The following is a 22,883-nucleotide window of genomic DNA, read 5'->3' as shown; positions in this document are numbered from 1 at the left end:
TATCGCAAAGATCCGGCCACTCGTGATGAGCCCCGGGTTCGAGTACAGCCCAATGATCGATGCGTAGCGGCGGACCATTGTTGATTTGCATCAAGCATCAAGCCCGCCCTCCTCTGTCCAAGCGACAGTGACGGCGCCCATGTCGATGCGCCACCTGGGGAATTCGCACTGCCGACTGCGATGCGGCGGTGAATTACCGGTCACCCGCTCCACGAACGTCGCGTCAAAACGCAACGCTGAACGCTGTCACGAATTCGTCGAGCCGCGCGCGATCGAGCCCGTCGATACCGGCGGCAGCGACCCTGCCGTTTCCTCCGAACTTCCTGCAAAGGACGTCGGCGCCTCGCGGACAATCGAGCGGAGCCCGTACGCTCGCCGTGTATCGGCCATCGGCGCCGGCCGTCAGTACCGCGTGCGCTTGCGCCGGGTCGCGTCGCGCGACGAGATTGGCGAAATCGCCTCGCACGCGCCGCGCCCACGCCGCGTCGGGAAGAATGTGCAGCGTTCCATTGGCGACCCGCCGCGTTACCGCGAGTCCCAAGGCCAGTTCGAGGTCTTCCGTTCGTCGCGCCTGCAGTTCGGGCAGCACGCCGGTCGACGCAATGAACTCGAGCGGATCCGAATAGGGTTGAATGGCGCGATACATCTCGACAGGATCGACGGCAAGATCGACGACGCTGTCCCCGTAGGCGTTGTAGTTGATCGCTTCGCCGAGTTCGCGCAGTTTGCGCTCATCGGACGAGTTCACCGCGCACGCACTGGCGGCCCGATGCGCCGCCCGGTGCAGGTTGTCGCCATAGGCCGCGACCACCGCCCATCGCGTGTACCGGCCTTGAAGATGGCGGTCCACGATCAGCGCAGTGCACCTATCCGGTGACATATCGATATGCGTCGTCAGCAGCGCGTGTGCGGGGATGGGACCGGGGAAATGATGATCGAAATAGTCGATCTTTACACCAAGATCCAGCAACGCGATGAGTGGCTCGCGGTTCGAGTCGAGCGAAATATCCAGCACGGTCACGCTGTCGCCCGGCTGCGCGTTCGCGCGTTGCAGAAGCGTTACCTCGCGCTTGGCTCCCGTGATCAGGATGGTGTCGGCAGGCTCGGCGAGCCGCAACTGATGCAGCGCGCAGATGCCGTCGGCGTCGCCATTGAAAATATCGAATCGCTTCATCCGCTGCTCCACCGGCGCGTTGCTGCCACGATCGCACGCGGCTTGACTGCGGTCAATCGGTGGCCCACGCTGCATTTCGTATGGAAGCGTACAGGCAGTTGCCGACCGACTGGCGATGCCCGGCTACCGCCTCGTTGATTCAGATCAAGCCGGTTACCATACCCGATGGCTTAAATGAGTAGACGATTCCGGCTCGCGCGCAAGGCGGGCGCCGGCCGTCCCACCACGCGGAGGTCAACCGTGCCGAATGAGACGCTCGTGCTTCACCATGACGCCCGGCAATGGCTGCTCGATGGCGTCAATGCGCTCGCCGAGGCCGTCAAGGTCATGCCTGGTTTCGGCGGGCGCAGCGTGATCGTCGAACGCGCGCCCGGCGTGCCGCTCGTTGCGAATTCCGGCCCGGTTGTCGCGGGCTCGGTCGACTTGAGCGGTCGCCACGAAGAAATGGGCGCGCAGCTGCCTGCGAGGTGGAGTCCGGCATGAGTTCGCCACGGAGCCGCAAGCTTTCTTCAGCACGCGCCAATGCAGGCATGCGCGGCATCCAGCATCTCGCCAACCGGCTCCGCGCCGCGCGCCGCAGCGTGCGCGGACTCGACGCGACGCTGCGCAGGCCGGGCACGTACCGTCATCCGGCGGGCAGGATCGTCCGGGTCGAAACGCACATATCCGTCGTGTATCTCGCCGGGCGCTTCGCGTACAAGATCATCAAACCCGTCGCCCCGGGTTTCGCGGACTTTACCGCCACCGCGACCCGCAAGCGCTGCTGCGAAGCCCAGCTCCGTCTGAACCGGTCACTCGCGCAAGGTATTTACGCCGGCGTGCTGCCGATTGCGCGCCACGCCGGCGTGCTGACACTCGGGGACGGCGGCGTGACAGTCGATCACGCGGTCAAGATGCGCCGCTTCGACGAGGCGATGCTCTTTTCGAGTCTCGCGGCGAAGGGAGCACTGACGCCGCGCGACATCGACGGCGCGGCGAAGCGGCTCGCCGACTATCACCTGAGGGCGCCCCGCAACGCGCCGTCGTCGCGCTACGGGAGCGCCACGCTGGTGCGAACGCAGATCGAAACGATCAACGCGGCGCTGCTGGCCAATTGCAGCCATCCCGCGCTGCCCGGCATTGCCGCGTGGTGCGCGCGACAGCTCGACCAACTCGCGCCGCTGATCGAGCGGCGCCGCGCCGAGGGTTTCGTGCGTGGCTGCCATGGCGATCTGCATCTGGACAACGTGGTTCGCTGGCGCGGCGCAATCGCGATGTTCGACTGTATCGACTTCGACGATGCGCTACGCTGGATCGACGTCGCAGCGGACGTCGCGTTTCTCGTGATGGACCTGTGCGCGCGAGCGGAGCCCCGTCTGGCCAATCGACTGTTGAACCGTTGGCTCGAAACGTCGGGCGATTATGCGGCGCTGTCGCTGATGCCTTTGTACGTCGCCTATCGCGCGCTGGTGCGGGCGTGGGTCGCGTGCCTGAAAGCGGGATACGTAGCGGGCCGCAACGTCGCCATCCCGGATCCGGCCCTGCGCTACCTCGAGGTGGCACGGGCGCAAACGCAGAAGCCGGGACCCGTTTTGCTGCTGTGTCATGGCTACTCCGGTTCGGGGAAATCGGTCGCGAGCCGGGCCCTTGCGGACCTGTGCGGCGCGGTGCGAGTGTCGAGCGATGCCGAACGCAAGCGTCTGCGGCCGGCGCCCGACGCGCAAACCTCGCTTGGCGCCGAACACTACACGCCAACTGCACGTCACGCGATCTACGACCACCTTCTTCGACTCGCGCACCGCGTGCTGCAAAGCGGCCACAGCGCGATCGTCGACGCGACCTTTCTCGAGTTCCGTCACCGCGACACGTTTTTCGCGCTCGCCCAACGGCTTGGCGTACCGGCTCGCATTCTCGACTTTCGTGCCGAACCAACGGTGCTCGCGCAACGCGTCGAAGCGCGCCGGCATGGTCCGCGCGATCTATCCGACGCCGACACCGCGACGCTCGCGCGTCAACTCGCGAGCGCCGACGCACTGACGCCGGCGGAACAGGCGTTGACCTTGTCATTCGACACCGCGGTACCGATGGCGGCGTTCGACTCTCCCGCGTTCTGGCGACCCGTGCTTGCACTGATGCAGTCAGCGCCGTTTGCGACCCGCTGATCATGTTCCGACGCGAAGCGGGGTCATTGATCTGCGCGCGTGATCGAGGTCGCGTGCGCGTCGACCACGGCTGGCCGATGCTTCACCAGATCCGTTGATACCGGTGGGCGCTTAGAAGTAGCGCGCGCTCATTGCCGGTGCCTGTTCAACGGGCGGAAACACGTCCCACGAACCCTTGCCGTGCCGGGAAAATACGATCGTCAGCGGTCCGGAAGAAATCGCGCCCTCGAGCCAGACATACCGCGCCCGGGTGATCGCCAGGCGGCCCGTGCGCACCACGTGCGCCGGTGTCGTGCCGGTCGGCGCAAGCCATTTCTCGACCAGTGCGCGCAGCAGGATGATGGTGTCGTTCATTGCCGCCTCCCTGGACTCGCCGACCTTGGCGCCGGACATCGCGGCGTGTCGTCGAATCTATTATCGGCAACGGCTGGCGTTATCTAAATCAGCGACGGCGGAAATGGGGTTAGTCCGTCGTAGCCGGTCGTAGGAATCGGCTGACCCCAGTTGAACGATCGGACGACACGGTCCGTGCTCCACCGCCGAGGCTCAAACGCACGTCACCGAACCGAGCAGCGACACGCAGAGCCAGCACGCGGCGCGCTTCACGACTGCCCCCGTGCCGACGTAGCCGGCGGCACGCAGGCGCCCGTCGCGGCCAGTTCGGCGATTTCGGCGGTGATCTCGTCCTGCCGGACGATCCGATAGTCGCGCGTGAGTTCCTGCAGCCGGTCCTTCACATGACGGCTCGCCGCCAGCATCGCCCCGACGCGCGCCGCGCTTTCCGCCGCGAATGACTGCATCAGGCCTTCGCACAGTTCGAGGTACACGTAGCGCTCGGTGAGGCCCCTCAGCAAGCCGTCGAGCGGCAGGTTCAAAAGCGGCGCCTGCCCGCGCGACGCCACCCGGAAGCGCGTGAAATCGAACGGCACCAGCCGCCGCGTCACGATGCGCTCGTCGAGTCCGGGGCCGGGCGTCGCGTGCACGAGCCACACCTGCGACGACGCCTGATCGCGAAAGCGCGCGAACACCGCGTCCGCGAGCTGACTGGCCACGCGCATCACGTCCTCCGCGTGCGAGGCCATTCCCACGGACCAGCCGTAATGCAATGCGCGTTCCTGGGCGAGCATCACGCCGCGCGTGCCGACGATGAAAATCTCGCCCGGCTCGTCCGCCTTCAGTCGTTCGACACGCGCCAGCAGATGCTCGTTGAAGCCGCCGACGAAACCCTGCTCGGTGCATAGCACGATCAGAATGCGCGCGGTGCCTTCCGGTGGCGCGCATTGCGCCGCATGTGCCGACGATACGGCAGCCAGCACCATCCCGATCGCCTCGCCGACGGTCGCCGCCGTCGAGCGGATGCCCGCGAGCCGCGCCTGCGCCTCGCGCTCGCGCGCGGCGGCGATGCCGCGCATCGCGCCAATCACCGTTTCGAGTTGCCTCGCCGAAGCGGTGCGGCTTTCGATCTCACTGAGCTTGCCGCTCATCGGGACTCCCTGCTGGTTGCGCCGCGCGCGCACGTTCGTGCATCGCGCGCTCGACGAGCGGCTCCGCAACTCCCTCACGATAGCGGCCCGCCCAGCATGCAAGCTGATCCGGATCAAACCTTGCAAGCGACGCGTATCCTGTAAAGGTTCCCCAAACTATCTCGTCAAGAACGACCCGGTCAAAGTCTGCGCGCTTTCGCGTGGGGTGATGTCGCTTAGCAGCTCAACCCCTATCCACCCCATTACAGGGCGGCATTCGCTTTCTCGACCATCCTCTACCCGCATCCCCGTCAGCGTTCCTTGCGGTTTGCCTGCCACGAGGGCGAAGATTCGGGCTTACCGTGTTCCACGCCAGTTACACGAACAGCTTAGGTCCCGCCTTTCTTCCGGTGACTGTCTGTCCCTGTTGCTCGCAGCACGTGTCGAGCAACCTGTCACATACCTTTTGGTCCAAGCCTGCCAGCATCTTGGGCTTGTCAAATTTAACGAAAGTTGCGGCGGTTCACTTACGTTGACCATCCTGTTCAGCCTAGCGTCCCTGCCGCCCGATGCTGGCAGCAATTGAGCGCACCTCGCGGCACGCTCTTCTCATGCGAAGGACTTCATTGTCCCGAGGGCTCCGAACCCGGCCGTTACCAGCCACGCTCGCCCCGGTAGGCTATCGCTGAGGGAACAGCGAGTCTCACTATCCCTTGCGGGCCGAGACGATAACTGGCGCGACTTCACGTCGCACGCGTGCTTTATATTCTGAATTCTGAAGCTATCCCAGATAGACATAGTGCGTGAGGATAGCCAGCAGGCCTAGTCCTATTCCTACGCTGACGAGCGCGTTACGCCAACGGATGTAGCTCAATGCCACCGCGACTAGCGCGACGACCTGGTCAACGATTGGCGCGGCAGAACTACCCGCGACGACGGAATGCGTGACAAGAATAACCATCACGCACATGGGAAGTTCAAGATTAAGCGTCGTCATCCATGGACTGCGAAGGACGGAGCGATGCATCAACAGGGGAAGCGCTCGCAGCAAGATTGTCAGCGCACTCATCACCCCTACGGCTAGCCAGTTGTCAATTGTTCCCATCACTCCCTCGCGCAACTGTTCCATCAAATGCCGACGGAAGTGCCACCGATCGCGTTAGCAGGATGGCTAAAGCAATCCCCAATGAGACGATCAAGGCGTAGTTCGGCAGCATTACCTTGGCGACGAAGTAAGCGCCGATGCCGACGACAGCCGGCACCCAGCGACGCCGGGCCATATACTGCTCCACCGCCAGAATCGTAAACAATGCCGGTAACGCAAAATCCAAGTTGGGTATCCAGTGCGATACATGCGTGCCAAGCAACACGCCTAGCACTGTGCCACCGACCCAATAGCTGTGGTTAACCAAGCTTACCGCGGTCGAGAGATCACGGCGTGCCTCTTCCGGAATGGTCGTCAGGACAGAATAATTCTCATCAGTAAGCACGGCTACAACGTAGGCACGGCAAACGCGCGCCTTGGGAAAGTAGTCAAGCAGTGGAACCGCATAGAGGATGTGTCTTAGGTTGATCAGCAGTGTGCTCAATGCGACCGTGCCCAAGTCGCTCGCCGAGGTGAGCAACGGAACAGCGGCAAATTGCAGCGCGCCGGCAAAGATGAATATACTCATGGCTATCACGAGCATCGGTGAAAGCCCCGCCTGACAGGCAAGCACACCAAATGCAAAACCGGTGGGAATGTAGCCCATCCCTACCGGCGTCGTTAGCCCAAGGATCACTGTTCGCCTACTGGTCATGATGTCTCATGCCCGTTATATGAAAGTGCATCCGACGTCTTGTAAAGCGAAAATGACTTGATCGCCGGCCGAATCGCATCTTCTTGACCAAACAGGCCGACACACACAATGCGGTTCTCACCCGGCGAAGCAGAGAACGTCGCCGCCTGCTGATCGGCTGCACTTGCGCCAAGCATCGAGTCGATAAAGACGTTATGCACGATTCTCGCTTCTGCAAGTTGCTGCACGAGCTTTTCCAGCTGGCTTGAGCGTTTCGAACGGAGCACGATCACGGGGTATTCGCTGATGTTGCTGGTTACACCAAACCCTGGACTTCGGTAAGGCAAAGGGTTCCATGTCGAAGAAGCATTGGTGGTAACCATGCCTAGCACTGTGTGCGCAACCGCGTTGAGAATGGTTGTGACTGAGAACTCGGCGTTGACGACGAGCACCGTCTTGCTGGAATTATTGAGGTACTTTATTTTTACTCTCCTGAACTAAGGACCGATTCCTCTGTGTGTGCGCACTCGTTCGCATTCGCGACAGAGTAAGTACATCTAATGCTTTGCAGCCACAAAAACTGATGTTCAATCATACTGTACATGCCCCAAAGTTCCCGTTGTGCGAAGCCCGGCTTGTCCCCATCGCTTATCGCCAACTGTCGCAGATACAGACTACGCGTCCAGTCACGTGAATTCTGTCCCGCCATGTGAGCCAGATGATGCCAGTCGTGTGCGGGAAGATCTGCCACCATGCAAGCCGCGCGAACCGGGAGATGTAGGACAAACATTTTTGTTGCCCATAGACACACGCGAAAGACACGAGTAAAGACGCTGTCGGAACCGCTTTTTCCTTGACGGGAAGGGAATGGCTCGCCACAAAAGCGCCCCCAGCACCGGCTTTTGTACTCGTTCCAGTTGTCCACCGCTCCCCCGGCGACATTCCACGCGTGTTCAGTGAGAAACTGCAACAGGGCACTGATGTGGTAGAGAACGAACATTGGAAAAAAAACAGCAATGACGTAGACCTTCCAGCCTGCAATCACGATAAATGCAATATGGCCGATCGCTACACCCAACGCGAGAAGCGTTTCACCGGGCTTGTTGCGTAAAAACACCGACTCCAGGCGTGCACGCGCAAACACAATGTGGAACACCGGACTCGCGACCGTCATCCAAAGGTTCATCCATAGTTCACCTATTTCGCGACCGGGGATGAACCCGAGTTTCGCCAGAAAGGCGGCATCGGAATCACGCTCTGTCGTAAAAATGTCAGCGTTGTGATGTTCGAGATGTTCCTTGCGGTACTCGAAACCATTTTGCACGAATATTAATGATGGTAAAACGCACGCATATAGCTTGTTAAGGCGCGGGCTTGCAAAGAGTCGATTGTGGATCGCGTGATGCAGATGGGTGACCTGCATTTTTCTAAGAAGCCCAACTAAAACAAGCCATGACACGAGAATGAGCGGCAGTGCGACGATGGTCTCTTTTCCTGCAAGCCAGACAAGGGAACTGACAATAGCAACCGTAGAAGCAAAGGTTATAAGAACATCCAGAGCGTTCGGAAGAATAAGACGCGCCTCGTTAACCTCGAGCGGCTTACCCGTTACCCACGTCAGGACAGGTTGTAGGATGCGCGGAAGCACACGCATTGACTCTCTGGCGCCACTTTCAAACATGCTATCCACCCCAGATCGGATATAGGAGGTTATCAGGCTTCAGCCCCATCGCATGCGAAGAGGCTGAATTGGCTCAAGGTTTCTCTGCCCGAAAACGCAGACGCGTGTAATCGATTGTCCAGCGCCCATCTTTGCCGAGCAGACGCGCTGCCAACTGTCGAGTCACCTCAGCGAGTAGCGGTTCGCACTCGTTTTCGTCTAATACAGTGAGGTATGGACTGCCGAATGTTCTAATCCAGTCACTGACCGGATAGTCAATCACTACTGGCCGATCGAATAGCTCAATGTGCGAGACAATGAGTCCCTCGCCTTCCAGCACCTCCCGATACTCGCCTGCCTCCGGTAGATACCATGGGTCGATTTCTTTGGCGTCGAAGCCGCGACGCGTCAGTGCCTCATGAACGGCCTGCCTGATGTAATACGCGTTTCTCGCGCCGGCGAATTCACCAACAAATCGCCCGCCCGGCTTCAGAGCCCTTCCTACCCCTCGAACTACAGCATCGGCGCACCGCATCCAATGCATCGCCGCATTGCTGAAGGCGCCATCGAATTCTTGAAAATAATCGAGTTCTTCCGCATTACCGACGCGAACATCGAGACCACGCGCCTGCGCCGCTGCTACCAGTTCGGGGCTGTAGTCAACACCGCTCATCATAGCGCCCGTCGCGGCAATCTTTTCAGTCAGGTAACCATCGCCACAGCCTATGTCGAGGATACGCTCACCTGGTCTAGGGTCCAGTAATTCAACTGCCCGCGCGGCAAGATCACCAACAAATCGGGCGTTGCTCTCATAGAGCGTGGTACTCCACTTTTGGCGTTGCGATGTACCGCGTTCAAAGACTTTCGTGCTCATTACTGCGCCTCGATACGGGTATGAATGTCGGCCATCGCTTTTGCTGTCTTACCATCGACGAATGTCCGGTTGAGCATTGTATGGTCAGTGTGCGTCGGACCCGAGTCTGAATCTGGGTGGTATATGACAATACGCATGTTTTCTTCTCCACTTTGGAAGCTATGCGCAACGCCAGGCGGAATCACGAAAGCCGTGCCAGCGCGAAACTCCAGCAGTCCCTGATGTGTGTCGCAATGACCGTCACCGGAAAGAATCAGCCCGACCCGTATGGTCGGATGAGTGTGCAACGTTTGCGAAGTCTGAAGTGGCAAATGCAGAAAATTCAGGCAAGGTTCGCCGCGAGTAGGTGGTGAAATTAGTAAGCTACTCGTACAGCCATCGATATAGCGCAGTCGACCGACGTCCTCGATCGGTCCGCCCATCAGAGTTACGCCCTTGTAACCGAGGCTCGTGGTAACTAAGGCTTTGGCGTTGCCTCTCAACGACAATGCGCCAGGAAAGCAACCAAATTGCCCGCTCCGTAACCGATAGACGCTTCCGTCGTGTGAGACATCCACTTCACCGGATTGCACAACGATGAAATGTGTGGAATCTGCATCGAGCCCCTGCGTATCTCCCGGCGAAATAAGAACTTTGGTTGGGCAATCCGTCTGGCGATAGTCGAGCGCGACAGCCTCATTCATCGAAAACACCGACATCTTTTCGTTACACGGCGTATGCATATCAACAGCCATAATTGTTTCTCCACTCTTCGATTCATCAGTTTTAGAAGTCCGTTACTTCACCTTAATTTATTTTCAAGATACACCTATCAATCAGATAGGTTGTAAAGAGATACCCGTGTGGGTAAACATGCGCGGATTTCTTACGGTTCTACGTTGAATCTGGCCGAAATTTGACAAATTTTGAAGTTCACGGCATGTCCAGCGGACCTCTGGTCTGGCGCAAGCTGTATCTTTGTCATTGATCGGCGTAAAATTCGTCACCAGAAACTGCTGCGCGGCTGGCTTGACATCCGGGCGTTCGATGCGAGTGAGGCTACGTCGCTTGCTGAACTGGCGTCGGCGGAAGCCCGGACAAAGATCGAACTGCCCGATATCATCAACGTGCTGATCGAGGAACTGGTCCGGCGCCGGTACGAGCTGCCGCCACTGGCAACGCTGCAGCGCATCGCCACGCAGGCGCGCAACGATCACAACGAGGCGATCTATGGGGCCATCACCGGCGCCCTCGACTCAGCACTCGTCGAACGCATCGACGCGCTTCTCGTCGTCAAGGCCGGCAAGTCCGGTTGGGACGATCTGAAACAGGAGCCGAAGCGACCCGCCGCGCGGGCGATCGCCAGCTTCCTCAAACATATCAACGGGATCAGGACACTGGCGGAAAGCTTGCCGGCGCCACCCTCGATCCTGTCTGTTAGCAAACGAGCCCAACTGGTCACCGAAGCGCGGGCCCTAGACGTCGCGGAACTGCGTTCGCTCAAGACCGCGAAGCGTCATGCGCTTGCGGTACTGTTCACCCAGGCGCAGTTGCAGAAGGCGCTTGATGACGTCGCCGAGATCTTCATCAAGGTGGTGCGCAAGCTGGAGTCCTACGCAAAGGTCCGACTGCAAAAATACCAGCTTGAACACGCCGGTATGCTGGAGGGGCTGGTCGGGCAGTTCCGGGACGTCCTGCAGATTCTCCAGGATGGGGGCGTACCGGAGCCTAAGCGGTTACCGAAAATCCGCGAGTCGCTCGGCGACCCGGCCGAAGCGCTCGCGCAATGCAACGAGCACATCGCTTATGCCGGGCAGTTCGATCTGCCTTTCATGCTCGTGCCGTACCGCACCCAGCGCTCGCTGCTGTTCCAGTGCCTGGACGTGCTGCCGCTGCAATCGAGCTCGCAGGACCGCGCGGTGCTGGTCGCGCTCGCGTGGCTGCAAGGTTTCCGCAACGCGCACCGCGAATACCTGCTGCTGACCGACAACGACCTCGCGAATCTGCCGCTGAACTGGCTTCCGGAAAATGGGAGCGTGCGGTGCTCCCACACGGCCGGGACAGCCGGATGCTGCACCGCCGGTTCTTCGAGCTGGGCGTATTCGGCCAGATCATGCGGGAATTCCGGCGACCTCTACGTGGAGGGCAGCGACCCAGGTCGCCGCCATGCGAAGGCGAAACACGGCCGAAGTGACATCTCACACAAACACGGCCCGACTGCCCGCCACGGATAGCGGATAATGGATCGCGAACGAGACGCCGATCGCGAGACGGTTGGAGCCAGCGGTCACGAAATGCCGTTCGGATTGATCGGCGTGCGCGAACACGCGCCGATGCTCGGCGACTCCATGCGGATCGATACAGCGCAAAGCGCCGATTTCGCGATTGCGGTCAGGTTTCCCTGGCAATGGATGCAACCGGGAGAGATCACCCCATGATCAAGGTGTTGCTGGCCGACGACCACACGCTCGTGCGCGACGGACTGCGCCATATCCTGCAGCAGGCGAGCGGCTTCGAAGTGGCCGGCGAAGCTTGCGACAGCGCGACGACGATCGGGCTGATTCGCGCGACGCAGGCCCACGTGCTCGTGCTCGACCTGTCGATGCCGGGGCGCAATGGCATTGAACTGATCAAGCAGATCAAGGAGGAAAAACCCGGCCTGCGGATTCTGGTGCTAACGATGCACGCCGAGCAGCAATACGCGGTGCGAGCGTTCAAGGCGGGCGCGTCCGGCTATCTGACCAAGGAAAGCGCGAGCGCGGAACTGGTCGGCGCGGTGACGAAGGTCGCGTCAGGGGGCGTTTATGTAAGCCTCGCGATGGCCGAACGCTTTGCCCAGAACCTGAACGAGCCTGCCGACGCGCTGCCGCACCAGCGGCTGTCCGATCGCGAATTCGACGTGTTCCGGCGCCTGGTCGAAGGCGAGAGCATCACCGAGATCGCCAACGAACTATGCGTCAGCGTGAAGACGATCAGCACGCACAAGACGCGCATCCTCGAAAAAATGCAGATGCCGAACGAGAACGGGCTGGTTCGCTATGCGATCCGCCATAAGCTGTTCGACGACGAACACGACCTGTAGCGCTTCTCCGCTGCGAGACCCGCGCAAAGCGTACGCGAGACATCTGAAACGTCGACCTGCCACAAACCTGCCACGGTACCCGGCGACACGATGACGACACGAACCGCGTGCTCGCGGGAACGATCCGAAAGGAGACTTCGAGATGAACGATGCCGCCCAACATGACGCGTGGGAAATCGGCGAACCGCACTTCCACGCCTCCACGCCACTGGAACACCAGCTGCGCTTTGCGCTGCATTATGCGGTGCTCGCGCCGTCGAATCACAACACGCAACCGTGGCGGTTCATCGTCGACGGCGAGACCGTACAGATCTGCGCCGACCGCATGCGCGCGCTTCCCGTGGTCGATCCTTTCGATCGCGAACTTCTGATGAGCTGCGGCGCGGCGTTGCTCAATCTTCGCGTGGCGCTGTGCCGTCTCGGTCTCGCTTATGCGATCACCCTGTTTCCATCGGAAGCCGACCCCGACATCGTGGCGCTCGTGCGCGTGTCGCGCGACGGGCCTCGCGATCCCCACCTGCGCGAACTCTTCGACGCGCTGACGGCGCGCGTGACGACGCGTGCGCCGTTCGTCGACGAAGCCGTTCCGGCGGCACTGCAACGCAAGCTCAGCGACGCCTGCGACGACGAGGGTGCGATTGCCTGTTGCGTGGAGCAAACGACCGCGCGCGAGGCGCTTGCGCAACTGATCGCCGACGCCGATCACGCGCAGTTCGCGGACCCACGCTTCCGGCGCGAGCTCGCCAGCTGGATCCACCCGCGCCGGCGCGACGATGGCATGCCGGCTTACGGTACCGCCGTCGGAGCATTGCTCGACTTCGCGGCGCCGCTCGTCAGCCTGGCCGTCCGCGTATTCGATGTGGGCGCGGGACAGCCCGCTACGCATCAGCACCTCGTGCAAGGCTCGCCGCTGATGGTCGGCATCGCCACGATGCGCGACGACCCCGAGGCATGGCTCGCGGCGGGACAGGCGCTCGAGCGGATGCTGCTGGTCGCGGCATCCGCGGGACTGACCGCTTCCTACGGCGGATTCAACCGGTCGATGCAATAGTTCGATGGAATCGTTCAGCCGGTGTTTCGTAATCCAGGGTCTTTCGTGGTCGCTCGTTCAGCCTTCGTGCCACGGCGTTGAGTTTGGCCTGTGAGTAGACCGACAGGTCGATGCCTTTCGGAAAGTACTGTCTTAACAGGCCGTTGGTATTTTCATTCGAGCCGCGTTGCCAAGGGTGTTTCGGATCGCAGAAATACACGGAAATGTCGGTTCGCGGGCTACACCGTTACCACGATCTTTCCGAACTGCCCGTTGGTTTCGAGGTAGCGGTGCGCGTCGACGATCTCGTCTAACCCAAAGGTGCGATCGATGACCGGCTTCAGCGAACCGCTTTCGAGCCCCTTGAGCACGAACTCCACCGCAGCCTTTCGGCGCGTTGGGTCGCCACTCGTCAGCCAGATGTTGTGCGCCTTCACGGAATTCATTTTGGCGATCATCGGCAGCACGGGCAGCGTCGTGGCACGTTCGTCTAGCGCGCCGTACAGATACGCGATCCCCTGGAAGGACAGCGCCGAGACCAGTTTCGCGAAGTTCGGGCCGCCGACCGGATCGAAAGCGACGCGAGCCCCCTTTCCATCCGTGATCCGCATGATCGCTTCGACAAGGTCCGACTCGTCCGTCACGACCACGTGTGCGGCACCCGCGTCGAGCAACTGCTGCCGCTTGCCAGCATGGCGCGTGACCGCGATCGACGTCGCCCCCGCGTAATTCGCTAGCTGGATCGCTGCCAGTCCAACGCTGCTCGAAGCGGCCGGTATGACGACATAGTCGCCGGCGCCCACCTTCGCATCTTCGATCAGCGCGCCATATGCGGTGACGAACATCATCCACACCGACGCGGCCTCGGCGAAGGAAAGAGATTTCGGGTGCCTGACGACTGCATGGTCCGGCACGATGACGACTTCGCCGTAGGTGAAGTACTGATTCATCGAGAACGACGGGATCACATTGACCTCGTCTCCGGGCGCGAAACCGCCGACGCCCTCGCCCACCACGTCGACAATGCCGGCCGCCTCGTACCCGAGCCCGGCCGGAAAGCGGACGGGCTCGATGTACTGGTCGGTGCGCCACATCGATTCCGCGCGATTGAGACCGATCGCTTTCACGTTGATGCGAACTTCACCGCGGCCGGGGCCGCGGACCGATTCGTCGACGAATCGAAGCACTTCCGGCCCACCGGCCTCGGCAAACCTGACAGTCCGCGACATCACTACCTCCTGGATGGATTGATGGTAGAGCACTGCGAAAATTACCACGCCGTTCCCGCGAGGGAATTCGACTGATAAGCGGGGAAATCCGAACAGTGCTTTTCGTCGTCGCCCCAGAACGCCGCCTCGCACAAAGAGGGTCGATCGAAAACTACGCGGTGGACGGATTTTCGCTGGTCATTCGCCTGATGATCGCAAGCAGTTCTTCGATATCGACGGGTTTGACGAGATGACTATCACACCCCGCTCCCGCTGAGCGAGCCACGTCCTCGGGCTGTCCGTAGCCCGACACGGCGACGATTTCAAGGCGCTTGCCGGCCGCCTGACGATCCCTCAGCCGACGCGCAACCTCATAGCCACTGATTCCCGGCAGACCAAGATCAAGGAAAACGATCTGCGGCTCGAAGGCAGCGGCGATCTGAAGCGCTTCTTCCCCGCTGTGTGCGGTGCGCACATCGTGCGCGTCGAGAATCATTGCGAGCGACAGCGCCGCATCGCTGTTATCGTCGACGATCAGAACACGCAACGGATCGGACGGCGGTCGACCTGCTTCGGCACCGTCCTTCGCCTGCTGGTTGCTGCCCTGGCAAACGGGTAGACGTATTTCGAACTCACTGCCTCTGTTCTTGCCTTCGCTCCTGGCGACAATGGTCCCGCCGTGCATCTCGGTCAGCGTCTTGCACACCGAGAGCCCGATCCCAAGACCGCCCCTGGACGGCTCGCCGTGGCAGGAACCCTGTACGAACAGATCGAACACGTGAGGCAGTGCGTCGCCCGAAATACCCGTGCCCGTGTCCGACACGGTAACGGATACCTCCTGACCGACGAGCGTCGCGCATACGACGATCCGGCCACCCTCGTCGGTGTATTTGATCGCGTTATCCAGCAGATTGGAAAATGTCTGGGTGATCCGCGCCGGGTCACCGTGGACGTACACTGGGTGCGCGAGCGGCAGACGCACGATGTCGTGATGCCGCTGCAACGCAGCCGGCATCGTGATCTCGAGAGCGTGGTCGAGTGCCAGCCTGATATCGAAGACCTCGCGCTTCAACTCGATCTTGCCGGTGGTGATCCTCGATACATCGAGCAGGTCGTCGATCAGATGCGACAGGTGGCCGGTCTGGCGTTCGATCACCTTGCGCAGCCACTCACGTTTGGCGGGATCGGCTCCCGCGCCGTGGCCCAGCAGATGCGCGGCGTTGCGCACGGGCGCCAACGGGTTGCGCAGCTCGTGCGCGAGCGTGGCCAGAAAGATGTCCTTGCGGCGATCGGCGTCCTGCAACTTCGCCTCTGCGTCGGTCCGCTCCGTCACGTCGCACAAGCTGCCAATGAACGTGTAATCGTCCTGCTGAACGGGCGGACGCAGATACCCGAACATTTCTACGGTCCTGAGCGCGCGGTCGGTTACGCGGTGCAGCCGGAACGCGACATGCACCGGCTCGCCGGAGACCAGCCGGGACTGAAAATGGCATTTCAGCAGTTCGACATCGTCGGGATGAACGACCGACGTCATGAACTCGGTTTCCGTCAACGGCCCCCTCTCCTCGGGCTGCCCGGTGATTTCGTACATCTGGCGGTTTTCCCACACGCCTTGTCGCGAGGCGCCACACCACTCGAAGATGCCGATGCCGGCCGCGCTCGTCGCGACACGCAGCCGCTCCTCCGTGAGCTTCAGCGCAGTCAGCGCCGTGTGCAGGCTGTCCTGCGCCGCCGCCACCTCGGCGGCCTGACGTTGCATTTGCGCCTCGATGGCGTTTTCGATCATCGCGCGAAACGTGCGCTCGACGATGTCGTGTGCCCGTATGTGAACGTCGATGGAAGCCGCAACCGGACCGAAATACGCGCGGATCTCGTCTTTCAGAAAGCGCTGCATCAGATCGATGTTGCGAAACAGATCCGTGACCCGCCAGCCCTCTGGCCAGAACCTGCCGGGATGCGCGACAGCCACATGCGCGGATAGTGACGCGTCGCGCTCGGCGACCAGCAGGGCAGCGCATACTTCGGCCAGCATATAGGCGAAACAGCCCATGAGTCCCTGCCCGCTGTCCGCATCGGTGTGCGCTCCCTGCTCCGAGGTCTCGGCGATCCAGCGATGCATCAGTTGCTCACGGGTACGCCCCAGCCTGCGCGCCAGCCCGTTTAGCGTGATCGCGCCTCGGGAATCCAGATCGAGATCCCGATTCATCCAGGTACCCCCGGACGCAAGCTGTGAGCCCGCGATGCCGTCCCGGCACACCGGCTTGTGTCAGTCAACCTCTTTGTCATGGATCGTTTTAGTACGTTACGCAGCGCGCGACTATAAATAGTATCGCAGTATCCGGGGCGAGCCGCCATGGCATGCGGGACAGGACGAACCATTGAAAGCTCGACGTTTCCGACGCAAGTATCCTCGCGTGCGCGTAAGATTGCCGGGAAGGCGATGAAGACGCGAAGGAGCGATGGCGATGGAGGAACCCCGGAACTCGACGCGACAGAACGGCCCCAAGGTCGCGTTTGCCCTGCAAGGCGGCGGTTCGCACGGCGCCTTCACGTGGGGTGTGCTCGACCGTCTGCTGGAGGCTTCGTCGCAGGCAACCCCGCTCGATATCGCGGCAATCAGCGGCGCAAGCGCGGGCGGAATCAATGCGACGCTGTGCGCGGCGGGTCTCGCAACCAGCGGCGCACCGAAAGCACGCGAGATGCTGCGCGCCTTCTGGGAAGCGGTATCGCGCGCCGGCGCGCTGGCGGGCAACGCGCTCCTCGGCTTTTCCGAACCCGGCCCATTCGGCGGCTGGAATATCGACTGGAATCCCGCCGCCATCATGCTGGAGGCCGTGGGACTCGTCGCTTCGCCTTACGGCAATCCGTTTTACCGCGATCCGCTCGGGCCGTTGATTCGTTCCGCCCTCCCCGAACAGGATCTCGCCGCGCTCAATACCACGCGCGATGGCCCGCAACTGTTCATTTGCGCAACCGACGTACGAACCAACCAACGCGCAATTTTCACCCGCCCCGAGATTTCCATTGACATATTGCGCGCTTCCGCATGCCTGCCGAGCGAGTTTCGCACCATCAGCGTGGGCGGCATACCGTACTGGGATGGCGGCTATCTGGGCAACCCGCCTTTGGCGCCGTTGATCGCCCATGCCCAGGACCTGATTCTCGTTCTCGCGAATCCGTTCGTGCGCCACGACATGCCGCCTAAAGACGCGCGCGGCATTCTCGACCGGCTCAATGAAATCGGTTTCAACGCGTCCGTCGTACTGGAGATCAACGCGATCGAAGCGGTCAACCGTGTGCTCGACTCGGTCGGCGAGGAAGCGGCGCGCAAAAGCCGCTTCAAGCCCGTCAGGTTTCACCTGATTCGCGACGACGATTTTCTCGCGAAGTTCGGTTTTGTTTCCAAGAGCAGCACGTCCTGGTCATTGCTCAAAACGCTCTTCGAGCGTGGCCGCGAAGTGGCGAACGTATGGCTCGAGAACGACTACGCGAAACTCGGGCAAGCGTCTTCGCTCGACGTCAAGGGTTCGTTGCTCGATCCGACGCTCAAGCACAGCGGCAACGCGAGCGCGCGACGAAACTGAAAAGGACGATTTCCATGCCGCGCACCGCATCGAGAGCGCTAGCGACGGCTTCGACGTCGGTCTGGAACCGATCCGCCATCGCGCGCACGTTAGCCGGACCGATCGCGTGTCCAGCCGCGGCTCCAGGCTTGCGGCAGTAGTCTCAATCGCCTGCCCGCGAGATGACCCTCGCGATGGCCTCCGCAGCCGTCGCAACGTTGTTGTCATTGAGCGCGGCGACGCACATGCGCCCGGACCGGATCAAGTAGACGCCGTGCCGTTCGCGCAGCGTGTCGACCTGGTCTGCCGACAACCCGGTGTACGTGAACATACCGCGCTGCTCGAGGTAGCGCGCGAGCATCGTGTCCGGCACCTTGCCGCGCAGGCGTTCATGGATCTCCGCACGCATACGCACGATGCGCCGGCACATCGATGCAAGCTCTCGTTGCCATGATTGCCGCATTGCCGGTGTTGTCAGCACGCGCGCTACGATCTTTGCGCCGTGCGTCGGCGGATTGCTGTAGTTCGCGCGCACAGCGCTCGTCAATTGACCCAATACGCGCCCGGCAACATCCGGCGACTCGCAAATCACCGACAGTCCGCCGCACCGCTCGCCATACAGCGAGAAGTTCTTCGAGAATGAATTGGCCACCAACGCCGGCACGTTCTGGCGCACGAGTTCACGAATCGCAAATGCGTCCGCGTCGATGCCCGCGCCGAAGCCCTGGTACGCCATGTCGATGAATGGCAGCAGGTTCCGCTTCCTGATGACCTCGATCAGTTGCACCCATTGCGCGTCGTTCAGATCGACGCCCGTCGGGTTGTGACAGCACGCATGCAACAGGACGACGCTGCGCGCCGGCAGCGCGTCGATGGCCGATAGCATCTCTTCGAACTTGAGCCCGCCGCTCGATTCGTCGTAGTACGGGTACGTGTCGACTTCGAATCCCGCGCGCTCGAAGATGAAACGGTGGTTTTCCCACGTCGGATCGCTGACCCATACCCGTGAGCCCGCAAAATAGCGCTTGATGAAATCCGCACCGACCTTGAGCGCGCCCGAGCCGCCCAAGGTCTGCACAGTCGCGATGCGCCCCTCGGTACGTGCCGGCGAGTCGTCGCCGAACAGCAACGATTGCACGGCATCGCGGTAGTGGGCGAAGCCCGCCATCGGCAGGTACGGCTTTGGACCGAGCTCGGCGAGCAGGTGTCCTTCGGCCTCGCGTACGGCTTGCATCACCGGTAAGCGGCCTTGATCGTCGTAATAGATGCCGATGCTCAGATTGACCTTATGGTCGCGCGAATCCTTCGCGAAGTTCTCGTTCAAGGTGAGGATCGGGTCGCCCGCATAGGCATCGATGTGTTCAAACATGCTGGTTCCCTGGATTAGGCCAAAAGATTGCAAAAGCGCGGTGCCTAGCGCATCGGCACGCCAACCGGTACCGAGGCGCCCGCGCGTCGATTGCGCAAGCGATAGCCGACGCCCAGCGCAACGAGCCAAACGGGGATCAGGTAGACCGACATGCGCAGATCCGGTATCAGCCACATCACCACCAGGATGCCGCCAAGGAACACCAGACACAGATAGTTGGTAAGCGGATAGCCCAGGCTGCGGAATACGGTCGTCTCACCGGCTCGCGCTTTCGCGCTGCGAAAGCGCAAATGAATGATGCTGATCATTGCCCAGTTGATGATGAGCGCCGAGACGACGAGCCCCATCAGCAATTGAAATGCCTTGCCGGGCATCAGGTAGTTGATCACCACGCAGGTGGCCGTCGCCACGGCGGAAACACCCAGCGCGACGAGCGGAATCCCGCGGGCGTTCACCTTCAGCAGAGCGCGCGGCGCATTGCCCTGGCCTGCGAGGCCGTAAAGCATGCGGCTGTTGCAGTAGACGCCGCTGTTGTAGACCGACAGCGCGGCGGTGAGCACCACCGCATTGAGCACGTTGGCGACGAAGTTACTATTCATCGCGTGAAAGATCAGCACGAACGGACTACCGCCCGTAACGACTTTTTCCCACGGATACAGCGACAGCAGCACGCCGAGTGCGCCGACGTAGAAAATCAGGATCCGGTAGATCACCTGGTTGGTCGCGCGCGGGATGGTGTGCGAAGGATCTTCCGCCTCGGCGGCCGTAATGCCGACGAGTTCCAGTCCACCGAACGAGAACATGATGACAGCCATCGCCATCACGAGGCCCGACACGCCGTTCGGAAAGAAGCCGCCGTGGCGCCAGAGATTGGCCACGCCCGCGTCAGGGCCTGCGTGGCCAGAAATCAACAGGTAGCCGCCGAAGCCGATCATGCCGACGATCGCCGCGACCTTGACGATCGAGAACCAGAACTCGAGCTCGCCGTACGACTTCACGCTGGTGAGGTTGATCGCGTTGATGACGCAAAAGCAGGCGAGCGCGGAGACCCACGTGGGCAGACCGGGCCACCAGTACTGCATGTAGATGCCAACGGCCGACAGTTCTGCCATTGACACGAGAACGTACAGCACCCAGTAGTTCCAGCCGGACACGAAGCCGGAGAATTGGCCGCAGTATTTGCCTGCGAAGTAGCTGAAGGATCCCGCCACCGGCTCGTCGACGACCATTTCGCCGAGTTGCCGCATGATGAAGAAGGCGACGATGCCCGCGATCGCGTACCCGAGCAACACGGACGGTCCTGCCGTCTTGATGGTCTGCGCGATGCCGAGAAAGAGGCCGGTGCCGATTGCGCCTCCTAGCGCGATCAACTGAATGTGACGATTCTTCAGGCCGCGCTGTAGCGTGCCCTGTTGCTGGTGTGCCACGATGTTGTCTCCTGTGTCCTGCGGTTGGTTCTGGACGCCACGCCTCGCTTTTCGCCTGCTCTGGTCGAGAGCTATCAACGGGGTTGTACCGCGCGTCAAACCTTCAGCGTGCCCCGCTCGATCTGATCGCGTTCGAGCGACTCGAACAGCGCCTTGAAATTGCCTTCGCCGAAACCTTCATCACCCTTGCGCTGGATGAATTCGAAAAAGACAGGGCCAAGCAGCGGCTTGGAAAAAATCTGCAGCAGCAGGCGCGGCGACCCGTCTGCCGTCGTTCCGTCGAGGAGGATGCCGCGCGATTGCAATTCGCCCACCGCTTGACCGTGGCCCGGCAAGCGCGTCTCGAGCGCATCGTAGTAGTAGCTGTTGGGTCCCGTCATCAGCGGCACGCCTGCCATCTGCAGATTGTCGATAACCGTTATCAGATCGTCGGTCAGGAACGCGATGTGTTGAATGCCCTCGCCATTGAAGGCCATCAGGAATTCCTCGATCTGCCCGCTCCCCTTGCCAGATTCCTCGTTCAATGGAATGCGGATCTTGCCGTCCGGCGCCGTCATCGCCTTCGACGTGAGACCCGTGTATTCGCCCTCGATGTCGAAGTAGCGTAGCTCACGGAAGTTGAACAGAGTCTCGTAGAAGTTGGCCCAATACGTCATGCGGCCGCGATAGACGTTGTGCGTGAGGTGGTCGACGAGGCGCAAGCCATGACCGGCCGGCCGCCGCTCGACACCTTCGATGAACTCGAAATCGATGTCGTAGATCGACTTGCCGTCCTCGAAGCGGTCGATCAGATAAAGCGGTGCGCCGCCAATGCCTTTGATTGCCGGCAATCTCAGCTCCATTGGACCGGTTGCGATTTCGATCGGCTGAGCCCCTAGCGACAGCGCGCGGGCGTAGGCCTTGTGCGAATCCTTCACGCGAAATGCCATGCCGCACGCACTCGGGCCATGCTCTGCGGCAAAGTAAGCGGCCGCACTGTTGCGCTCGCGATTGACGATGAAGTTGATTTCGCCCTGGCGGTAAAGCAGCACGTCCTTCGAACGGTGGCGAGCCACCAGTGTGAAGCCCATCTGCTCGAACAGCGGTTCAAGGACATTGGGTACGGGCGAGGCAAATTCAACGAATTCGAAGCCCATCAGTTGCATTGGATTGTCAAACAGGTCGGCCATGATCTCTCAGGTTCAGCAGAGGGTGAATGATTTGCGGCGGGCAACCGGCACCGAGTGGCGCTGGGTGTCGGAATAATGAAAGAAAATTTCTCCAATCGCCACGCAGGCAGCGTCCTCGGACCACTCTCTCAACGCATTAGCCGGCGGCCTCGCAGCGACATCTGGATTCAGTGTAAGTTTTTATCGACGCAATTGGATTTCCTTGCAGACGCAGACAAACCCTGCTTTGTGCATTAATATTTCATTTCACTGGTGAACGAGGAAATAAAAGTGCATACAATCGACATCGACCGTATCGACGTGCGTTTACTGGAGATTCTTCAGTCCCAGGGGCGCATCTCCAATCTCGAACTTGCGGAGGCGATCAAACTGTCGCCCGCGCAAACGCTGAGGCGGCATCGCCGGCTCGAGGAAATGGGTGTGATCAAACGCTACGAGACGCGGCTCGACGCGCAGTTGCTGGGCTTTGGCGTAGTGGCCTTCATCCAGGTGACGATGGAGCGAGGCCATGTCCGCGACCTGTCGAAGTTCAAGCGAATGATCTCGGAACTCACCCAGGTTCAGGAATGCTTCGTCGTAACGGGTGATATCGATTACATGCTCAAGGTCGTGGCGCAAGACCTGAAAGCGCTGTCGGAGTTTCTGCTGGATACGCTGATGCGCATTCCGGGCGTGAGCGGAGTCAAGTCCAGCGTTTGCCTCGATGAAATCAAATGTACGGGCGCTGTCCCGTTGGCGGCCTAGCCCGCTGAGCGCGAGCGTCGCCCGTCACATTCCGGTGCTGCCCACTCTTATTGAATCGACTCGGAAACGGTACTGACGATCAACGAAAACAAACGGTCCATTTCACCTTCGATCTCGCTGCCGCCGAACGGATCGCGATTGGCGCCGAACGCCTCGTGTTGATGTTCGCGAACAATGGTCTGCACCGCCCGCCGCGCGACTGGGTATTGCATGTGATTGCTC

Annotated in this window: 21 protein-coding genes and 3 pseudogenes; 8 read left to right on the top strand and 16 right to left on the bottom strand. The window is 61.0% G+C overall.

The genetic code is table 11. The features are described from left to right. Window positions 1-223: 223 nt before the first annotated feature. Window positions 224-1,174, bottom strand: a complete 951-nt coding sequence (locus tag HDG32_RS31145; protein ID WP_184073222.1) for an acetyltransferase — start codon at window positions 1,172-1,174, stop codon at window positions 224-226. A gap of 174 nt (window positions 1,175-1,348) precedes the next feature. Between HDG32_RS31145 and HDG32_RS31140 the strand changes: the two genes are divergently transcribed. Both HDG32_RS31140 and HDG32_RS31135 read left to right on the top strand, forming a co-directional pair. Next, window positions 1,349-1,657 carry a hypothetical protein gene (locus HDG32_RS31140; RefSeq protein WP_184073220.1) on the top strand — a complete coding sequence of 103 codons (309 nt, stop codon included), beginning with the start codon at window positions 1,349-1,351 and terminating at the stop codon, window positions 1,655-1,657. Next, complete coding sequence (locus HDG32_RS31135) at window positions 1,654-3,315, top strand: bifunctional aminoglycoside phosphotransferase/ATP-binding protein (protein ID WP_184073218.1); 1,662 nt, start codon at window positions 1,654-1,656, stop codon at window positions 3,313-3,315. The genes HDG32_RS31140 and HDG32_RS31135 overlap by 4 nt, the downstream gene beginning before the upstream one ends. A gap of 111 nt (window positions 3,316-3,426) precedes the next feature. Here HDG32_RS31135 and HDG32_RS31130 read toward each other — a convergent pair whose 3' ends face one another. The 8 genes from HDG32_RS31130 to HDG32_RS31095 all read right to left on the bottom strand — a co-directional run bounded on the left by HDG32_RS31130 (window position 3,427) and on the right by HDG32_RS31095 (window position 9,824). Next, window positions 3,427-3,708 (bottom strand): hypothetical protein, encoded by a 282-nt coding sequence (locus HDG32_RS31130; protein WP_409340065.1) that lies wholly within the window; start codon window positions 3,706-3,708, stop codon window positions 3,427-3,429. 209 nt (window positions 3,709-3,917) lie between these two features. Then, the gene (locus HDG32_RS31125) at window positions 3,918-4,799 is read right to left on the bottom strand and encodes a F0F1 ATP synthase subunit gamma (RefSeq protein ID WP_184073216.1); all 882 of its coding nucleotides are present in this window, start codon (window positions 4,797-4,799) and stop codon (window positions 3,918-3,920) included. Between the two features lie 760 nt (window positions 4,800-5,559). Next, window positions 5,560-5,883, bottom strand: a complete 324-nt coding sequence (locus tag HDG32_RS31120; protein WP_184073214.1) for an AzlD domain-containing protein — start codon at window positions 5,881-5,883, stop codon at window positions 5,560-5,562. Continuing rightward, entirely contained in the window at window positions 5,870-6,529 is a 660-nt protein-coding gene (locus HDG32_RS31115) for an AzlC family ABC transporter permease (RefSeq protein WP_260336658.1), read from the bottom strand. The genes HDG32_RS31120 and HDG32_RS31115 overlap by 14 nt, the downstream gene beginning before the upstream one ends. Window positions 6,530-6,573: 44 nt before the next feature. Further along, complete coding sequence (locus HDG32_RS31110; RefSeq protein ID WP_311540524.1) at window positions 6,574-7,008, bottom strand: DUF2000 domain-containing protein; 435 nt, start codon at window positions 7,006-7,008, stop codon at window positions 6,574-6,576. 32 nt (window positions 7,009-7,040) lie between these two features. Beyond that, the gene (locus HDG32_RS31105; protein ID WP_184073210.1) at window positions 7,041-8,237 is read right to left on the bottom strand and encodes a fatty acid desaturase; all 1,197 of its coding nucleotides are present in this window, start codon (window positions 8,235-8,237) and stop codon (window positions 7,041-7,043) included. Window positions 8,238-8,310: 73 nt separating this feature from the next. Further along, on the bottom strand, window positions 8,311-9,090 hold the full coding sequence (locus HDG32_RS31100) for a class I SAM-dependent methyltransferase (RefSeq protein ID WP_184073208.1): 780 nt from the start codon (window positions 9,088-9,090) through the stop codon (window positions 8,311-8,313). Next, the gene (locus HDG32_RS31095; RefSeq protein WP_184073206.1) at window positions 9,090-9,824 is read right to left on the bottom strand and encodes a cupin domain-containing protein; all 735 of its coding nucleotides are present in this window, start codon (window positions 9,822-9,824) and stop codon (window positions 9,090-9,092) included. The genes HDG32_RS31100 and HDG32_RS31095 overlap by 1 nt, the downstream gene beginning before the upstream one ends. Window positions 9,825-10,064: 240 nt before the next feature. Here HDG32_RS31095 and HDG32_RS31090 point away from each other — a divergent pair. The 4 genes and pseudogenes from HDG32_RS31090 to HDG32_RS31075 form a co-directional block, all read left to right on the top strand. Continuing rightward, a pseudogene (locus HDG32_RS31090) lies at window positions 10,065-11,222 on the top strand (DUF4158 domain-containing protein); the annotation flags it as partial. A gap of 87 nt (window positions 11,223-11,309) precedes the next feature. Further along, a complete protein-coding gene (locus HDG32_RS31085; RefSeq protein ID WP_184073204.1) occupies window positions 11,310-11,507 on the top strand; it encodes a hypothetical protein in 198 nt (65 codons plus the stop codon). Further along, on the top strand, window positions 11,504-12,151 hold the full coding sequence (locus HDG32_RS31080; RefSeq protein ID WP_184073202.1) for a response regulator transcription factor: 648 nt from the start codon (window positions 11,504-11,506) through the stop codon (window positions 12,149-12,151). The genes HDG32_RS31085 and HDG32_RS31080 overlap by 4 nt, the downstream gene beginning before the upstream one ends. 142 nt (window positions 12,152-12,293) lie before the next feature. Continuing rightward, window positions 12,294-13,175: pseudogene (locus HDG32_RS31075) on the top strand (Acg family FMN-binding oxidoreductase); the annotation flags it as partial. Window positions 13,176-13,182: 7 nt separating this feature from the next. On the opposite strand, the pseudogene HDG32_RS31070 reads toward HDG32_RS31075, so the two are convergent. From HDG32_RS31070 to HDG32_RS31060, 3 genes and pseudogenes are all read right to left on the bottom strand, one after another. Continuing rightward, window positions 13,183-13,413, bottom strand: a pseudogene (locus HDG32_RS31070) (IS30 family transposase); the annotation flags it as partial. A 7-nt stretch (window positions 13,414-13,420) separates the two neighbouring features. Next, window positions 13,421-14,410: a zinc-dependent alcohol dehydrogenase family protein gene (locus HDG32_RS31065; protein ID WP_184073262.1), complete on the bottom strand. Its 990-nt coding sequence runs from the start codon at window positions 14,408-14,410 to the stop codon at window positions 13,421-13,423. Window positions 14,411-14,561: 151 nt separating this feature from the next. Further along, complete coding sequence (locus HDG32_RS31060; RefSeq protein WP_184073200.1) at window positions 14,562-16,595, bottom strand: ATP-binding protein; 2,034 nt, start codon at window positions 16,593-16,595, stop codon at window positions 14,562-14,564. Window positions 16,596-16,854: 259 nt separating this feature from the next. On the opposite strand from HDG32_RS31060, the gene HDG32_RS31055 reads away from it, so the two are divergent. After that, window positions 16,855-17,973 (top strand): patatin-like phospholipase family protein, encoded by a 1,119-nt coding sequence (locus tag HDG32_RS31055; protein WP_184073198.1) that lies wholly within the window; start codon window positions 16,855-16,857, stop codon window positions 17,971-17,973. Between the two features lie 142 nt (window positions 17,974-18,115). Here the strand turns inward: HDG32_RS31055 and HDG32_RS31050 are convergent, their stop codons facing one another. The 3 genes from HDG32_RS31050 to hppD all read right to left on the bottom strand — a co-directional run bounded on the left by HDG32_RS31050 (window position 18,116) and on the right by hppD (window position 21,917). After that, entirely contained in the window at window positions 18,116-19,321 is a 1,206-nt protein-coding gene (locus tag HDG32_RS31050) for an amino acid aminotransferase (RefSeq protein WP_184073196.1), read from the bottom strand. A 44-nt stretch (window positions 19,322-19,365) separates the two neighbouring features. Further along, window positions 19,366-20,748 (bottom strand): amino acid permease, encoded by a 1,383-nt coding sequence (locus HDG32_RS31045; RefSeq protein ID WP_409340064.1) that lies wholly within the window; start codon window positions 20,746-20,748, stop codon window positions 19,366-19,368. Window positions 20,749-20,843: 95 nt separating this feature from the next. After that, window positions 20,844-21,917: a 4-hydroxyphenylpyruvate dioxygenase gene (gene hppD, locus HDG32_RS31040; RefSeq protein WP_184073194.1), complete on the bottom strand. Its 1,074-nt coding sequence runs from the start codon at window positions 21,915-21,917 to the stop codon at window positions 20,844-20,846. 270 nt (window positions 21,918-22,187) lie between these two features. Here hppD and HDG32_RS31035 point away from each other — a divergent pair, with 270 nt between their 5' ends. Continuing rightward, a complete protein-coding gene (locus HDG32_RS31035) occupies window positions 22,188-22,661 on the top strand; it encodes an Lrp/AsnC family transcriptional regulator (protein ID WP_184073192.1) in 474 nt (157 codons plus the stop codon). 47 nt (window positions 22,662-22,708) lie between these two features. Here the strand turns inward: HDG32_RS31035 and HDG32_RS31030 are convergent, their stop codons facing one another. After that, window positions 22,709-22,873 (bottom strand): hypothetical protein, encoded by a 165-nt coding sequence (locus HDG32_RS31030; protein ID WP_184073190.1) that lies wholly within the window; start codon window positions 22,871-22,873, stop codon window positions 22,709-22,711. Window positions 22,874-22,883 lie beyond the last annotated feature (10 nt).

Origin of the sequence: Paraburkholderia sp. CI2 (assembly GCF_014201055.1) — a bacterium.
GTDB lineage: Bacteria > Pseudomonadota > Gammaproteobacteria > Burkholderiales > Burkholderiaceae > Paraburkholderia > Paraburkholderia tuberum.
Note: the sequence above shows the minus strand (reverse complement) of the source record. Positions and strands in the feature narration are given on the sequence as shown.

Bases quoted from the DNA above. Each gene is read 5' to 3' on its own strand.
- HDG32_RS31145 (WP_184073222.1), bottom strand. From the start codon at position 1,174: ATGAAGCGATTCGATATTTTCAATGGCGACGCCGACGGCATCTGCGCG.
- HDG32_RS31030 (WP_184073190.1), bottom strand. From the start codon at position 22,873: ATGCAATACCCAGTCGCGCGGCGGGCGGTGCAGACCATTGTTCGCGAA.
- HDG32_RS31100 (WP_184073208.1), bottom strand. From the start codon at position 9,090: ATGAGCACGAAAGTCTTTGAACGCGGTACATCGCAACGCCAAAAGTGG.
- HDG32_RS31085 (WP_184073204.1), top strand. From the start codon at position 11,310: ATGGATCGCGAACGAGACGCCGATCGCGAGACGGTTGGAGCCAGCGGT.
- HDG32_RS31060 (WP_184073200.1), bottom strand. From the start codon at position 16,595: ATGAATCGGGATCTCGATCTGGATTCCCGAGGCGCGATCACGCTAAAC.
- HDG32_RS31125 (WP_184073216.1), bottom strand. From the start codon at position 4,799: ATGAGCGGCAAGCTCAGTGAGATCGAAAGCCGCACCGCTTCGGCGAGG.
- HDG32_RS31080 (WP_184073202.1), top strand. From the start codon at position 11,504: ATGATCAAGGTGTTGCTGGCCGACGACCACACGCTCGTGCGCGACGGA.
- hppD (WP_184073194.1), bottom strand. From the start codon at position 21,917: ATGGCCGACCTGTTTGACAATCCAATGCAACTGATGGGCTTCGAATTC.
- HDG32_RS31120 (WP_184073214.1), bottom strand. From the start codon at position 5,883: ATGGGAACAATTGACAACTGGCTAGCCGTAGGGGTGATGAGTGCGCTG.
- HDG32_RS31050 (WP_184073196.1), bottom strand. From the start codon at position 19,321: ATGTTTGAACACATCGATGCCTATGCGGGCGACCCGATCCTCACCTTG.
- HDG32_RS31055 (WP_184073198.1), top strand. From the start codon at position 16,855: ATGGAGGAACCCCGGAACTCGACGCGACAGAACGGCCCCAAGGTCGCG.
- HDG32_RS31115 (WP_260336658.1), bottom strand. From the start codon at position 6,529: ATGGGCTACATTCCCACCGGTTTTGCATTTGGTGTGCTTGCCTGTCAG.
- HDG32_RS31135 (WP_184073218.1), top strand. From the start codon at position 1,654: ATGAGTTCGCCACGGAGCCGCAAGCTTTCTTCAGCACGCGCCAATGCA.
- HDG32_RS31140 (WP_184073220.1), top strand. From the start codon at position 1,349: ATGAGTAGACGATTCCGGCTCGCGCGCAAGGCGGGCGCCGGCCGTCCC.
- HDG32_RS31095 (WP_184073206.1), bottom strand. From the start codon at position 9,824: ATGGCTGTTGATATGCATACGCCGTGTAACGAAAAGATGTCGGTGTTT.
- HDG32_RS31105 (WP_184073210.1), bottom strand. From the start codon at position 8,237: ATGTTTGAAAGTGGCGCCAGAGAGTCAATGCGTGTGCTTCCGCGCATC.
- HDG32_RS31130 (WP_409340065.1), bottom strand. From the start codon at position 3,708: ATGTCCGGCGCCAAGGTCGGCGAGTCCAGGGAGGCGGCAATGAACGAC.
- HDG32_RS31065 (WP_184073262.1), bottom strand. From the start codon at position 14,410: ATGTCGCGGACTGTCAGGTTTGCCGAGGCCGGTGGGCCGGAAGTGCTT.